Annotated in this window: 14 protein-coding genes; 1 reads left to right on the top strand and 13 read right to left on the bottom strand. The window is 70.5% G+C overall.

The annotated features are described in order from the left end of the window. Positions 1 to 15 precede the first annotated feature (15 nt). From ACIOC1_RS13730 to ACIOC1_RS13745, 4 genes are all read right to left on the bottom strand, one after another. Positions 16 to 789: an amino acid ABC transporter ATP-binding protein gene (locus ACIOC1_RS13730; protein WP_401854088.1), complete on the bottom strand. Its 774-nt coding sequence runs from the start codon at positions 787 to 789 to the stop codon at positions 16 to 18. Beyond that, complete coding sequence (locus ACIOC1_RS13735; RefSeq protein ID WP_401854091.1) at positions 786 to 1,829, bottom strand: amino acid ABC transporter permease; 1,044 nt, start codon at positions 1,827 to 1,829, stop codon at positions 786 to 788. Before ACIOC1_RS13735 ends, ACIOC1_RS13730 begins: the two co-directional genes overlap by 4 nt. 214 nt (positions 1,830 to 2,043) lie before the next feature. Beyond that, positions 2,044 to 2,175 carry a putative leader peptide gene (locus ACIOC1_RS13740; RefSeq protein WP_355345712.1) on the bottom strand — a complete coding sequence of 44 codons (132 nt, stop codon included), beginning with the start codon at positions 2,173 to 2,175 and terminating at the stop codon, positions 2,044 to 2,046. Positions 2,176 to 2,318: 143 nt separating this feature from the next. Beyond that, complete coding sequence (locus ACIOC1_RS13745; protein WP_401854094.1) at positions 2,319 to 3,038, bottom strand: TetR/AcrR family transcriptional regulator; 720 nt, start codon at positions 3,036 to 3,038, stop codon at positions 2,319 to 2,321. 81 nt (positions 3,039 to 3,119) lie between these two features. Between ACIOC1_RS13745 and ACIOC1_RS13750 the strand changes: the two genes are divergently transcribed. After that, positions 3,120 to 3,572 carry an anthrone oxygenase family protein gene (locus tag ACIOC1_RS13750; protein WP_401854097.1) on the top strand — a complete coding sequence of 151 codons (453 nt, stop codon included), beginning with the start codon at positions 3,120 to 3,122 and terminating at the stop codon, positions 3,570 to 3,572. 188 nt (positions 3,573 to 3,760) lie between these two features. Here ACIOC1_RS13750 and ACIOC1_RS13755 read toward each other — a convergent pair whose 3' ends face one another. From ACIOC1_RS13755 to ACIOC1_RS13795, 9 genes are all read right to left on the bottom strand, one after another. Then, complete coding sequence (locus tag ACIOC1_RS13755; protein ID WP_401854100.1) at positions 3,761 to 5,332, bottom strand: oleate hydratase; 1,572 nt, start codon at positions 5,330 to 5,332, stop codon at positions 3,761 to 3,763. A 136-nt stretch (positions 5,333 to 5,468) separates the two neighbouring features. Continuing rightward, a complete protein-coding gene (locus ACIOC1_RS13760; RefSeq protein ID WP_355345724.1) occupies positions 5,469 to 6,149 on the bottom strand; it encodes a class F sortase in 681 nt (226 codons plus the stop codon). 263 nt (positions 6,150 to 6,412) lie between these two features. Further along, positions 6,413 to 6,853 carry a hypothetical protein gene (locus ACIOC1_RS13765; protein ID WP_188279498.1) on the bottom strand — a complete coding sequence of 147 codons (441 nt, stop codon included), beginning with the start codon at positions 6,851 to 6,853 and terminating at the stop codon, positions 6,413 to 6,415. A 338-nt stretch (positions 6,854 to 7,191) separates the two neighbouring features. Next, positions 7,192 to 7,494, bottom strand: coding sequence for a hypothetical protein (locus ACIOC1_RS13770; protein ID WP_401854102.1), 303 nt, complete (start codon positions 7,492 to 7,494; stop codon positions 7,192 to 7,194). 80 nt (positions 7,495 to 7,574) lie between these two features. After that, on the bottom strand, positions 7,575 to 7,718 hold the full coding sequence (locus tag ACIOC1_RS13775) for a hypothetical protein (protein ID WP_401854105.1): 144 nt from the start codon (positions 7,716 to 7,718) through the stop codon (positions 7,575 to 7,577). 220 nt (positions 7,719 to 7,938) lie between these two features. Further along, positions 7,939 to 10,434 (bottom strand): beta-glucosidase, encoded by a 2,496-nt coding sequence (locus ACIOC1_RS13780; protein WP_401854107.1) that lies wholly within the window; start codon positions 10,432 to 10,434, stop codon positions 7,939 to 7,941. Further along, positions 10,431 to 11,264 carry a carbohydrate ABC transporter permease gene (locus tag ACIOC1_RS13785; protein WP_188279491.1) on the bottom strand — a complete coding sequence of 278 codons (834 nt, stop codon included), beginning with the start codon at positions 11,262 to 11,264 and terminating at the stop codon, positions 10,431 to 10,433. The genes ACIOC1_RS13780 and ACIOC1_RS13785 overlap by 4 nt, the downstream gene beginning before the upstream one ends. After that, positions 11,264 to 12,205 (bottom strand): carbohydrate ABC transporter permease, encoded by a 942-nt coding sequence (locus tag ACIOC1_RS13790; protein WP_401854286.1) that lies wholly within the window; start codon positions 12,203 to 12,205, stop codon positions 11,264 to 11,266. Before ACIOC1_RS13790 ends, ACIOC1_RS13785 begins: the two co-directional genes overlap by 1 nt. A 19-nt stretch (positions 12,206 to 12,224) precedes the next feature. Next, entirely contained in the window at positions 12,225 to 13,544 is a 1,320-nt protein-coding gene (locus tag ACIOC1_RS13795; protein ID WP_355345733.1) for an extracellular solute-binding protein, read from the bottom strand. Positions 13,545 to 13,768 lie beyond the last annotated feature (224 nt).

Consider the following 13,768-nt stretch of genomic DNA (forward strand, 5'->3'; position numbering starts at 1 on the left):
GATGCGGGACCGGCGCTACAGGACGGCCGCGAGGAAGGACCGCGCCCTGGGGTGGCGGGGGTCGGCGAGGACGTCGGCGGGCGGCCCCGACTCGATGATCCGGCCGCCGTCGAGGAAGGCGACGGTGTCGGCGACCTCGCGGGCGAAGCCGATCTCGTGGGTGACGACGATCATCGTCATCCCGCTCCCCGCGAGGTCCTTCATCACGGCGAGGACGTCGCCGACGAGTTCGGGGTCGAGGGCGCTCGTGGGCTCGTCGAAGAGCAGCAGCCTCGGCTCCATCGCGAGCGCGCGGGCGATGGCGACGCGTTGCTGCTGGCCGCCGGACATCTGCCGGGGGTAGGAGTCCTCGCGTCCGCCGAGCCCGACCTGTTCCAGCAGGGCGCGCGCCCGGACCGCCGCCTGTTTGCGCGGCACGCCGCGCACCGCGACCGGCGCTTCCGTGATGTTCTCCAGCACCGTCATGTGCGGAAAGAGGTTGAACTGCTGGAAGACCATGCCGACATGGGCGCGCTGCCGGGTGATCGAGCGGGCGCGCAGTTCGTGCAGTCGGCCGCGGCCCGGCCGGTAGCCGACGATGTCGCCGCCGACCTCGACGAAGCCCGCGTCGGGCCGCTCCAGGTGGTTGACGCAGCGCAGCAGCGTGGATTTCCCGGAGCCGGAGGGGCCGAGCAGGACGGTCACCTCGCCCTCGTGGACATCCATGTCGACGCTGTCGAGGACGAGTTGCGTGCCGAAGCTCTTGCGCAGGCCGCGGATCCTGACCAGCGGGCGTCCGTCGTCGGTCATGACAGACCCGCCAGGTCGGTCCTGGTCCGGCCGAACACCGGGATGTTGGCGCGGGTGACCTCCCAGAAGCCGCGCTTGGGACCACCGCCGCCACCGCGACCGCTGCCGCGCGCGTAGTACCGCTCGACGTAGAACTGGCCGATCGACAGCAGCGTGGTGAGGATGACGTACCAGACGGTGGCCACCAGCAGCAGCGGCATGATGAGGAAGTTCTGGTTGTAGATCAACTGGGCCGAATACAGCAGGTCCTGGACGGCGATGACGCTCACGATGGAGGTCGCCTTCAGCATGCCGATCAGCAGGTTGCCGGAGGCGGGGATGATCGCGGGCATGGCCTGCGGGAGCACGATCTTGCGGAAGATCCGGCCGTTGCCGAGGCCGAGCGCCTGCGCGGCCTCGCTCTGTCCCGGGTCGACGGACAGGATGCCGCCCCTGACGATCTCGGAGGAGAAGGCGGCCACGTCGAGGGTGAGGCCGACGTAGGCGGCGAGGATGCCGCTGAACAGGTGGGCGGTCTTGACGGTGACGAATTCGTGGCCGAAGGGGATGCCGAGCGATATCCGCGGGTACAGCGAGGCGAGTTCGTACCAGAAGAGGAGTTGTACCAGCGGCGGCACGGAGCGCAGCAGCCAGACATAGCCGAAGCTCAGGGCGCGCAGGACGGGGTTGCGGGACAGGCGCATCGCGGCGATGCCGATGCCGAGGAGGTAGCCGCTGGCCATGACGGCGCCCGTCAGCCACAGCGTGAGTTCCAGGCCGTGCAGGATCGATCCGCGCAGGAAGTAGTCGCCGACGGTGCCCCATTGGAACCGCTTGTTGGTCAGCAGGGTGTGCACCAGCATGGCGAACAGCACCAACAGGACCAGCGCGGAGACCCATTGGCCCGGCCTGCGCAGTGGTACGAGCCTGGCGGCGAGCAGTTCGTCGTCCGTGGGGCGGCGGTCGAGGGCGCGCGGCGCGCGGGTCTTCCCCGATTCGGCCGGTGGTGGGGGGTCTTCGGGCACAGCGCGTAGGCGCTGGAAGGTGTCCTGGTGCTCCATGATCGGTGCTTCCCGTCTGGATGTGCGGTCGCGGCAGCGCGCGTACGGCGTCAACGGCCTCGTGCGGCGGGCGGGTTGACGTCGGGAAACGGCGGCGGGGAGGGCGAGCGCGCGGGGGTGTGCGGGCGCGCGTCGGCGAACGGCTACGCGCCGCCGTGCGGGAAGCGGGGTCGACGTCCCGACGGGACGTGCGGACCTGCGGGCTCCTGGACGGTCAGCGGGCCGGGAGGGTTTCCGGACACAGGGCGCTGCTCACGCGCAGCAGGTCGACGTGGCGCCTGGCGACGTGGAGCTGGAAGGACCCGCCGGGGCGGGGTGTGCCGCCGCTGTCGTGTGCGCCGCGCATGCCCGTCCCCTCTCTCGCGTCGGTCCTGCCGGAAAACAGCAATCACGGTAACCGGCCCGTGCCGTGGGGACAATGCCCGCGCGAGTGACGGAGATCGCACGCGGGACACGCATGAAGCGCCGTCCCGTACGGCCGACCCGGCGTTATCCGGCGTCCGGCGCCCCGAACGTCCGCAGTCCGGCGTCGATGAGGTTCGCGGCACGGTGCACGTCGACGGTGACCGCGTCCCGCACCTGGCCGGGCGTGCGGGTCCCGTCGAGGTGGCGGCCGAGGCTGCGGAACTGCACCGGCCACAGCCCGAGCAGTGCGGTGGCCGTGATCTGCGGCTCCGGGTCGCCGGGCTCCGCGCCGGTCCTGCGGGCGAGCAGTCCTGCGGTGACGGCGACGAGTTCGTCGCGGATCTCCCGTTGCTGGGCGCGCAGCGAGGGGGTCGAGTGGATGAGCGCGCCGAAGCGACGGAAGTCCGCGGCGGCGCCGGCCCGGTCGTCCTGGGCGGCGAGCCAGGAGGTGACGCTCGCCAGCTCGTCGGCCAGGACCCGCAGCGCCGCCGCGACCGGTGAGAAGCCGGGCGCGGGGTCGGAGAGCGCCACTTCCAGGGAGGCCGCGGTCGCCTGCGGCAGGTCCAGGATCAGCGATTCCTTGGTCGGGAAGTAGTTGAAGACCGTCTTCTCCGACACCCCGCACGCCTGGGCGATCTCGGCGACCCGTACGGCGTCGAAGCCGCGCTCCACGAACATCCGCGTCGCCGCGTCGGAGAGCTGCTGCCGCATCAGGCGCTTCTTGCGCTCGCGCAGCCCCTCGCCCTCGGGCTCCCCCGCGGCGGGCGCGCGCAGCACCGTCCAGTTCACCGTGCCCCTGCTCATGCGCACAGCATAGTGCGGGAGCATAATTTATTCTGCTACTGTAAATTTACAGTGACAGTAACCACGGGGAGGCGCATCACCATGAAGACCTGGCAGCTGGTCAACATCCTTCTGTCGGCCGCGGTCTCGGGGATGTTCTGGGGTCCCTGGCTCGCCCTCACCCGGTCCATGCCGCGCTTCGAGCCGGACTTCATGCTTCCGCTCGTGCGGAGGCTGAGCCGGAACATGGCCCAGGTGATGACCGTGCTCATGCCCGCGGCGCTGCTGTCCGCGGTTCCCGTCCTGGTGCTGTCCTACGACGGGCACCGCCGCACGTTCTTCCTCACATTGGCGGCACTCGCGCTGTTCGTCGTCGCCCTGGTGGTGACGGCAGCCGTCGAGGTCCCGATCGTCACGCGCATCGGGACCTGGACGGTCGACACCCTTCCCGACGACTGGCAGGGGCTCCGGGACCGCTGGGGCCGCTTCCACCTCGTACGCATAGGCGCGTCGGTGACCGGGGTCGTTCTCCTACTGGTCGCCGCGGTCTACTGAGCGCTCGTTCTCGGTACGGCGCGCCGGTTCTGGCCGAGCGCCGCCGGTCGAGTGTCGAGGTCTTCGCCCGGCTCATCGACCGGCTGCCCCCCGACGAGGCGGCGGCGCTGGCCGCCGCCGTCCCCGCGCTCGAACACCTCCGCGCCCTGGACGACGCGCAGCGCGAGCCCGGCCCCGCCTAACCGGCGTCAGCGGCGGTGGAGCGTCTGCACCGCCTCGATCAGCACCTTCGGGTCGTGGCCGCCCTTGTGGACCGGCGGGGGCTGCCGCTCGAGACCGAGCAGTCCCGCCACGGCGGTCCACGCGGTGCGCACCGAGTACTCCACGGTGAAGACGACGTCGTCGGGCACTTCCGCGTACTGCCCGATGAAGGCCAGGTTGGTGGAGCCCTCGGGGACGACCTGGGGGCGGTCGCCCGCGGAGCGGACCAGGAACTGGCTGGTGATGTACGGCATCATCGCCGGGATCACGATCGAGTCGTCCAGGATGCGCGGGCGCTCGGCGAACCGCAGGTGCTGAAGGACCTCGTCCAGGATCTCGCGGCCGGTGCACCGCGCCATCGGCTTGCCGACGAAGTCGCCCTCCCGGTCGGGGAAGAGCGCGTAACCCCACCAGACGTACGTGTCCTCGGGCTGCTCACGGAAGTGCGGCTGGTGGTTGAGGACGATGGTCAGCAGCCACTTGGAGTCCTTGAACGTGATCAGGCCACCCTTGCCCGCCTCGCTGCCGCTGAACTCCTCCATCAGCTTGAAGAAGAGTGGGTCCTTGGTCGTGACCGTGAACGACTCCCAGGTGGAGTCCTTGACGGAGGAGTCGAACACCTTCGGGTCGCCGAGCCCGCGGCGCTTGGCGGCCAGCGTCTCCCACAGCGCCCAGGACCCGGCGGTGCTCGTGGTGTCCAGGACGGGCACGGTGTCGGTGTCGCCGAGGGTGGAGTTCGCGGTCATCGAACCGTTGGTGACCATCACCAGGTCGTCGGGGCCGACCGCCGTCTCCTCGGTCGCGCCGCCGCGCACCCAGGTGATGGCCTCCACGGTGAGCTCGTCGCCCGGCGCGAGCCGCAGATCGGTGACGCGGGTGCCCAACTGCACGACGACGCCCTGGTCGGCGAGCCACTTCATCAGCGGGCGCACGATCGAGTCGAACTGGTTGAACCGCGTGCGGTAGATCCCCGACATGCTGTCGAAGGTCTTGAACAGGTGCACGAAGCGGTTCAGATAGCGGCGGAACTCGATCGCGCTGTGCCAGGGCTCGAAGGCGAAGGTGGTGCACCACATCGCCCAGAAGTTGGTGTGGAAGAACTCCTCGTGGAAACAGTCCGCGATGCGCTTGCCGTCCAGCAGCTTCTCCGGGGTCGCCACGCACGCCACCAACTCCAGCCGGTCGCGCTCGGAGAAGGTCATCGAGTGCGCGTCGATCACCTTCCCTTCCGCGTCCACCAGCCGGGCGTGGTCGTTCCAGGCGAAGTCCTCGTGGAAGGCGAAGGTGTCCTCGGTGACGGACTTGGTGGGGTCGTCGAGGGAGGGGACGGAGGACAGCAGGTCGTAGGTGCAGTCGAAGTGCACCTCGAACATCCGGCCGCCGCGCATGGTGTAGCCGCTCTCGGGCGTGCCCGCCGCGTCCAGGCTGCCGCCCTCGCGGTCCTGCTCCTCCAGGATCACGATGTCGGAGCCCGTGAATCCGCCCTCGCGGATCAGGAACGCCGCCGCCGAGAGCGACGCGATTCCGCTTCCCACCAGATATGCCTTGGCCACAGCCACTCCTCGATCGGTGTCGTTCGGTACGTCGGAACGTTCGGTGCGTCGGTGTCGGTCGGTGCGTCGCGCAGGTACGTCGGAGCAGGTACGCCGGTGTCGGCCGGTACGTCGGAGCAGGTACGCCGGGCACGTCACGGCCTCAGAGGCGGGCCCCGGTCAGGTGGGCGTAGACGACGACATTGCCCAGGTACTGCTGCCGCTTCTTGTCGAATCCGCCGCCGCAGGTGATCAGGCGCAGCTCCGGCCGGGAGGCGGGACCGTAGACCTTGTTGTTCGGGAAGTCCTTGGCCGCGTACACCTCGATGGCGTCGATCGTGAACAGGGCGGTACGGCCGTCCTGGCGGTCCACCTCGACGGCGGCGCCCTTCTTGAGCGCGCCGAGGTTGTAGAAGACGGCGGAGCCCTGCCGGGTGTCAACGTGACCGGCGAGGATCGCGGTGCCGACGGCTCCGGGCGCCGTACCGCCCCGGTACCAGCCCGCCAGATTCCGGTTGTCGTCCGGCGGCGCGTCGAGGTGGCCGTCCTGTCGCAGGTCGAGGCCGGTCACCGGGGCGTCGAGGCGGATGGAGGGAATCCGGACCTCGGTCGGCACCGAGGGCGGCAGCACCGTGATCGCAGGGACGCCGGGCCGCGTCGGCGCGGGGCTCGGCGTGTCGTCCTGCGCCGCGAACGCCTGGGCGGCGCCCGGCTGCGGCGGGGGCGTCTGCGACTGGGCGCCGTTGCTGATCAGGGTGATCCCGACGGACACCGCGACCGTCGTCAGCACGGTCAGCGCGATACGGCGGAGCAGGCCGCTGCCTGCGGGGGCGTTGTGGTCCACGGGGTCTGCCTGTCTGACGTCACGTAGGGGGGAGGCGGCTCGGGCTGCCGAAAGACGCGGCCTGCCGGGGGACGCGGCCAATCGGATGACGCGGCGAGAAGGCGCCGGGGCGCGGCCCCGCACCGCGCGGTACGACCACGGGGTACGGGGCACGGGTGCGACCGCGGCGGGCCGGTGAGGCCGTGACGGCCGGTGACCAGGACCGCGTCAGGGCTGCGTCAGGGCTGCGCGCCCCGCGTCGGCGACCTCGCGTCGGACCTTCGTCAGACCTGGCCACCGGCGCGGCGGCGGCGCAGTACGAGGGTGCCCGCGCCGACGACACCGAGCAGACCGGCGCCGAGCGCGATCTCGGTGGTGTTGCCGCCCTCGCTCGTGCTGCCGATGCCGGTGTGCACGGTGCCGGACGGGACCTTGGCGTCCGGGCAGACGCGCGAGGCGTCGGAGGCCGTGACGTTGACCTGGTTCTCCAGCGCGGAGAGGTTGTCCTGCTCGGCGGTGCCGGGGTGGCCGCCCGCCGCGACCTGCTTCTTGTAGTCCGCCAGCGCGGCGTCGTAGTCGGCCTGCGCCTTGTCGGCGGCGGCCACCGCCTTGGTGCACTCGGCCGTGGTCTGCGGCAGCGCGGCGGCGGCGTGAGCGGCCGGAGCGGCCAGCGCGATGCTCGCACCGAGAACGGCGGTGCCCAGAAGCGTGTTGATCGAACGCATGAGTGATCCTCCAGCGAGTCCGGACGCGGATGCCGGTGCACCGCAACGGGGGAAATCCGTGCTCGCGCTTCCGAGGCAACCCGGCGGCCGGGCACCGCGCCTGCTGACAACCCGTCACTTCTGGCGGCATCCGGCAGCGTGTCGCGCTCGACATGCGGCAATTCCACAGGTCAGCGTGGTATCCCGGCTCCGCCCGACGCTCCGTCACTCGGATCGCCGAATGGGTGAGTCCGCGCGGGCACGCGTCCGGCCTCGTATCCAGGCGGCATCCGACCCCGTACCCGACCCCGCACCCGGCCGTGAGCCCGGCCTCCGCTCCCGGCGCATGCGACCGCCGGTCAGATCCAGCCGCGCCGGGTCGCGACCACCCCGGCCTGGAAGCGGTTGGTGACCCCGAGACGTTCGTCCAGGCCGCTCATCCGGCGGCGCATCGTACGGATGGACCAGCCGAGCTGACGGGCGATGGCCTCGTCCTTCAGGCCGCCGACCAGCAGCGACAGCATCAGCCGGTCCTCCCTGACCGGCGGGTCCTCGGCCGGGGCGTTCAGCGGGGCGGCCTGCTGCCAGCACAGCTGCCAGTAGTCGGCTGCCAGCGGCTGGACTCCGTCGGCGGCTGGACCACCGCCGACGGCGGCGGGCACTGGAAGGGGCTGCGCAAGGACGACGTCTACCGCGCCGTCGTGGCCGATCCGAACCGGCGCGGCCGGATCTGGCGCGGCGGCTACGGCGGCGTCTTCTCCTCCGACGACTTCGGCGTCACGCTCACCAAGGCCGCGGGCAGCGAGGCGCGGAAGGCGTCGCGCAGGGCCGCGAGGCGGTCCCGCGGCAGCCCGGCGGAGGCGAAGAAGGCGTGGCCAAGGTCCATCACGTCGCCCAGCGCGTGCAGGGGGTCCAGCCGCCGGTCGGGGAGCGGGGTTCAACGCGTCGGCGATGTGGCGGCATCTGGAGGCGCGGGCGCTACGGGAGGGACCCGCCGCTCCCCCGTCGGCGCCGGTTCCGTAACGCCGACAGCCGCGCCTCCGCGCAGGGCGGGACACGGCTGTCGGTCCGTCAGGTCACCGCTACAGAAGTGGCGTTCAGGATGTTCAGGACACGGAGTCCCGTTCGCGATCCGTCGTGAAGTCGGCGTGCAGCCTGCGGGTGTGGTCCACCGTGCGGGCCGGGCCGGTCAGGGCGCAGACGACGGTGAGCCGCAGATCGGTGGAGGAGGCGCCGAGCCGCAGCTCCAACTCCCCCGGTTCCACGACGCGTCGGCCGTCACGGCCGGTGAACGCGGCCAGGTCGGCGGGCACGGTGACCTCGACGCGGGCGGACTCGCCGGGCGCGAGGGCGACCCGGTGGTAGCCGACCAGCCGCTGCACGGGCTGCACGACCGAGGCGACCGGGTCGTGGAGGTAGAGCTGGACGACCTCGGTGCCGTCCCGGCGACCGGTGTTGCGCACGGTGAAGGCGAGCGCGATCTCCCCGTCCGTCCCGGTGTGCAGGCGCGGCACGTCCAGGTCCGTCCACTGGAATCGGGTGTACGTCAGCCCGTGGCCGAAGGCGAAGGCCGCGGTGGGGTCGATGCTGGAGACCTCGCTGGCCTTGCCGAGGCGCGCCGCCAGATACGTGGACGGCTGGCCGCCGGGGCGGCGCGGGACGCTGACGGGCAGTCGGCCGGAGGGCTCGACCCGGCCGCTGAGGATTCCGGCGACGGCGGCGGTGCCCTCCTCGCCGGGGAAGAAGGACTGCACGACGGCGGCGGCCTCGGTGGCGGCGCGGCCGAGCGCGTAGGGCCGCCCGGCCAGCAGGGTGACGATCAGCGGGGTACCGGTGCCCGCGAGCGTGTCCAGCAGGGTGTCGAGGAGCTGCTGCTGCACGCCGGGCAGCGTCAGCGACTCCGCGTCGCAGCCCTCCCCGCTGGTGCCGCGTCCGAACAGGCCCGCCCGGTCGCCGAGGGCGAGGACGACGGCGTCCGCGCCACGTGCCACCCGTACCGCCTCGGCGAAGCCGTCGGTGTCGGCGCCGTCGATGCTCGCGCCGAGCGCCGAGACGATCCGCGCGCCGGGGAATTCGGCGACCAACGCCTCGCGCAGGGTGGGCAGTTCGATGCCGAGCGGGGTGTCGGGGTGCTGTCCGCCGACGTGTACGGGGAAGGCGTAGCAGCCCAGCACGGCGGTGGGGGTGTGGGCGTTGGGGCCGATGACGGCGATGGTCGCGGGGCGGTCCAGCGGCAGGGTGTCGCCGTCGTTGCGCAGCAGGACGACGCTCTGCTCGGCGACCTGCCGGGCGATGGCGCGGTTGGCCGGCGGGTCGAGGTCGACCCGGCCGCGCAGCGCCTCGGTGTCGATCCCGGCGTCGGTGAGGTCGGCCGTACCGTCGACGGAGGCTGTGCCGTCGGCGGAGGCCGTGTCGTCGACGGAGGCCGTACCGTCGGCGGAGGCCGCGCCAAGGCCCTTGAGGGCGGCGGGAGTCGGGTCCCAGTCGGCGTCGAGGAGTCCGAGCTGTGCCTTCTGGATCAGCACCCGGCGTACCGCGCGGTCGACGAGGGCTTCGGGCACCTTCCCGTCGGCGACGGCCTTGAGCAGGGGTTCGCCGTACGCCTTCACGGTGGGCAGTTCGACGTCCACGCCGGCCGCGAGGGCGGCGCCCGCCGCTTCGCCGAGGGTGCCCGCCACGCCGTGCAGGGTCTGGAGGAAGGCGATGCCGAAGTAGTCGGCGACCACGGTGCCGGTGAACCCCCAGGTGTCCCGCAGGAGTCCGGTCAGCAGAAGTTCGTCGGCGGCGGAGGGAACGCCGTCGGTGTCGGTGTAGGCGTGCATGACCGAGCGCACCCCGCTCTCCCGGATCGCCATCTCGAACGGCGGCAGGATCACGTCGGCGCGCTCTCGTACGCCCATGCCGACCGGGGCGAGATTGCGGCCCGCGGTGGAGGCGGAGTAGCCCGCGAAGTGCTTGAGGGTGGCGACGACTCCGGCGGACTCCAGGCCCTGGACGTAGGCGGTGCCGAGGGTCCCGACGAGGTACGGGTCCTCTCCGATCGTCTCCTCGACGCGGCCCCAGCGGGCGTCGCGCACCACGTCGAGGACCGGGGCCAGGCCCTGGTGCACGCCGACCGAGCGCATGTCGTCGCCGATGGCGCGGGCCATGCGGCGGATCAGCGCGCGGTCGAAGGTGGCGCCCCAGGCCAGCGGTACGGGGTAGGCGGTGGCGCCCCAGGCGGCGAAACCGGCCAGGCACTCCTCGTGGGCGAGCGCGGGGATGCCGAAGCGGTTGGCCCCGGCGATGGCGCGCTGGGTGCGCAGCAGCGACAGCGCGCCGAGCGCGGGGTCGACCGGCGCGGTCCCGAACGACCGGGTGAGCTGCCCGAGTCCTTGCGGCAACAGCGCCTCCAGGTCGACCGGCGCTTCCATCTCGTGCTGGAACGGGGCGACTTCGCCGCCGTCGTCGGACGCTCCGACCCAGACGCCGACGAGTTGCGCGGCCTTCTCCCGCAAGGTCATCGCGGAGATCAGCGCGTCGGCCCGCAGTTCGGGGGCCAGGTCGGGGTCGCGCCAGGGTTCGGTGACGGGTTCTGTCTCTTCGACCACGGTGTCGGTCACTTTCCTCCGACGCCCATGAGGCCCTGGACCAGGGCGCGCCGGGCGAACAGGTAGACGATGAAGATGGGCAGCATCGACAGCACCACCGCGGCCAGCAGGCCGGGGACGTCGATGCCGTGCTCTGTCTGGAAGTTGTAGAGGCCGAGGGTGATGACCTTGGACGAGTCGGACTGCGTCAGGACCAGCGGGAACAGGAAGCCGTTCCAGGACTGGAGCGCGGAGAAGACCACGATGGTGGACAGGCCGCCCTTGGACAGCGGCAGCACGAGCTGGAAGAAGACCCGCCAGGGCGCGGCGCCGTCCATCGCCATGGCCTCGTAGAGGTCGGGGGTGATGTCGCGCATGACGCCGGACAGGATCAGCGCGCACACCGGCATGGAGAACGCGGCGGTCGGCAGGATGACGCCGATGAGGTTGTCGTAGAGACCGGCCTTGGTGATGACGTAGAACATCGGCACGATCACGGCCTGCGCGGGGATGGCCAGGCCCAGCAGGAAGACCCGGAAGACGCCGGTGGTGAGGCGCCCTCGGCCGCGGACGATCGCGTACGCCAGCGGCGGCACGAGCAGCAGCACGATGGCGACGACGGCGAGGGTGACCAGCAGGGTGTTGAGGAAGTACTGGCCGAAGCCGTTGTGGAAGTCCTGCGTGTAGTTCTTCAGCGTGAAGTGCCGGGGGAAGCCCAGCGGGCCGCTCTTGAAATAGTCGCTGCGGCTCTGGAGGGTCGCGGCGAGCATCACGTACAGCGGCAGGCCCACGAGGAAGAGCCAGACCAGGGAGCCGAGCCCGGCCAGGTAGTTGGGGCGGTGGCGGTTGGTTCGGCGTGTCATCACAGGCCCTCCGCCGAGCTGCGCATCTTGTCGTATCCGGAGACCTTGACGACGATCAGCGAGACGATCGTGGCGATCACGACGAGGACCAGGGCGATGGCGGAACCACCGCCGAAGTCGAAGCTCTTGAACGCCTTTTGGTACATGTAGTAGGCGCTGATGGTGGTGTCGGTGCCGGGGCCGCCCTGGGTGAGGATCAGCACGGTGTCGAAGGTGGTGAGGCCGCCGACGACCATCAGGATCATCGAGGTGATCATGGTGTTGCGCAGTTGCGGCAGGGTGATGTGCCAGAACTGCCGGATGGTTCCCGCGCCGTCGATGGCCGCCGCCTGGTAGAGCACGGGCGGGACGGCGCGCGCGGCACCCTGGTAGATCAGGGTGTGGAACGGGGTGTACTGCCACGCGCCGACGAAGACGAGCACGCCGATGGCGCCGGACCGCATGCCGAGCAGATTTCCGTCCCCGAAGAGCCATCTGGCCTGTGCGGGCACACCGAAGTTGGGGTCGAGCATCGCCCGCCACAGGACCGAGATCGCGGTGGCCGACAGCAGCAGCGGGATGAAGTAGACCGCCGAGAGGATCGCGCGGTTGCGCTGGTGGCCCGCGGCCCAGACGCCGAGCAGCAGGCTCAACGGTGTCTGGATCACGACGCCGAGCACCGTGATCAGCGCGCTGAGCCACAGGCTCTGGATCATGGTGTGGTCGTGGATCAGCGCCTTCCAGTTGGCCACGCCCGCCCACTGGGGTGAGCCGAGGCCGTCCCAGCTCGTGAAGGACAGCACGGCGACCAGCAGCAGCGGAACGACGGCGAAGCAGACGAAGAACAAGGTGGCGGGAACCGCCCAGGCCAGACCTGGGCGGGTCACCGCGGAGCCGGAGCGGCGGCCCATCCCGGCCCGGTGGGCCGTGCCGCTCCGTGCCGCAGGGGGCGATGTGGTGATCATGTGGAGGGTTCCCTGGTCAGGACGACGGCAGGGCCTGCATGGCCTTGATGAACCCGTCGGCGTCGAGCTTGCCGTCGAAGAACTGCTGGACCGCCGTGTGCATCGCGGTGCTCGCCGACTGCGGGTACGCCTGGTCCCAGGAGAGCTGGAAGGACTTCGCGTCCTTGACCAGGTTGTACTGGTACTTGGAGTAGGCGGGATCGGCCGAGGTGTCGAGGAACTTCTCGGTGTTCCTCGTCGTCGGCAGATTGCCGATGCCGAGCTGTGCCTGCACGAATTCGTCGCTGTACTGGAGCTTGAGGAATTCGGCTATCGCATCCGGGTACTTGGTCTTCTTCAGCACCGAGTAGAAGTTGTTGGTGTTGCCCACCACGTCGGTCGGGTCGCCGACGCCGCCGGTCACGGTCGGGAAGGTGCTGAAGCCGAGGTCGTTCTTGGCGAAGTCGGCGTTGGCGTCCTGCTGGGTGGAGTAGTACCAGGAGCCCATCAGCTCGAACCCGGCCTTGCCGGTGGCGACCAGGGCCGCGGAGCCGTTGTCGGTGAACTTCACCGAGTCGTAGTTGGTGCCGAAGGCACCGGCGTCGACCAGCTCCTTGAGCATCGACAGCGCCTTCTTGCTGTCGGCGCTGGCCCAGGCGCTCTTGTCGCCCGCGAGCGCCTTCTCGAACAGGCCGGGGCCCGCGACGCGGTCGTAGACGTACTCGTACCACATCAGGGTCGGCCACTGGTCGCCGCCGCCGAGCGCGATCGGGGTGATGTGCTTGGACTTCAGGACCTTGACCGCGTTGAGCAGGTCGTCCCACGTCTTGGGCTCGGTCAGGCCCGCGTCGGCCAGCACCTTCTTGTTGTTGAAGAGCAGGACGGGCTGGGTGCCGCGCATCGGGATGCCGTAGGGCTTGCCGTCCACCTTGGCGCTGTCGAACACCGACGTCAGGAAGTTGTTCTTGAGCCCCGGGTCCTTGGCGATCATCTCGTCCAACGGCAGCAGAAGCCCCTTCTTGACGAAGGGGGCGATGCTGCCGCCACCCCAGTTGAAGAAGACGTCGGGCGCCTGCTTGGTGCTGATGAGCGTCTGCAGCTTCTGCTGGTAGTCCGCGCCGGGGATGGTGTCGAGGACCGCCTTGACCTTGGACGTCTTGTTGAACGTCGCGACGATCTGCTTCTCGACCTTGTTGGTCGCGTCCCCGTAGACCAGCACGTGGAACGAGCCGGCGCCGCCCGAGTCGCCGCCGCTGCTGCCGCCACAGGCGGCCAGGGACATTCCGAGCACGAGCGCCACGCCGCCGGCCAGGGCTCTGGCGGTCGCGGCGCGGGAGAGCAATGCGCGCTTCTTCATCGGTCCAGCCTTTCGAAAGATTCGGCATCATCGCCGAAATTTGCTGCGCGCTGTGACGGTAAAGTGCGCCCGGAGAAGGGGTCAAGGCTCGCGTCACGGGTTACCAAAGCGTGACCCAACACCCGATCGGACCACCGAACTGACGCGGTGTCGGCTTCGACAGTTTCGAGAAAGATGTCGGAACACGGGACGAGACCGGCGAGCAGGGCCGACGGCGGGCCGGA

The organism is Streptomyces sp. NPDC088197, assembly GCF_044741185.1.
In the GTDB taxonomy this organism is placed as follows: domain Bacteria; phylum Actinomycetota; class Actinomycetes; order Streptomycetales; family Streptomycetaceae; genus Actinacidiphila.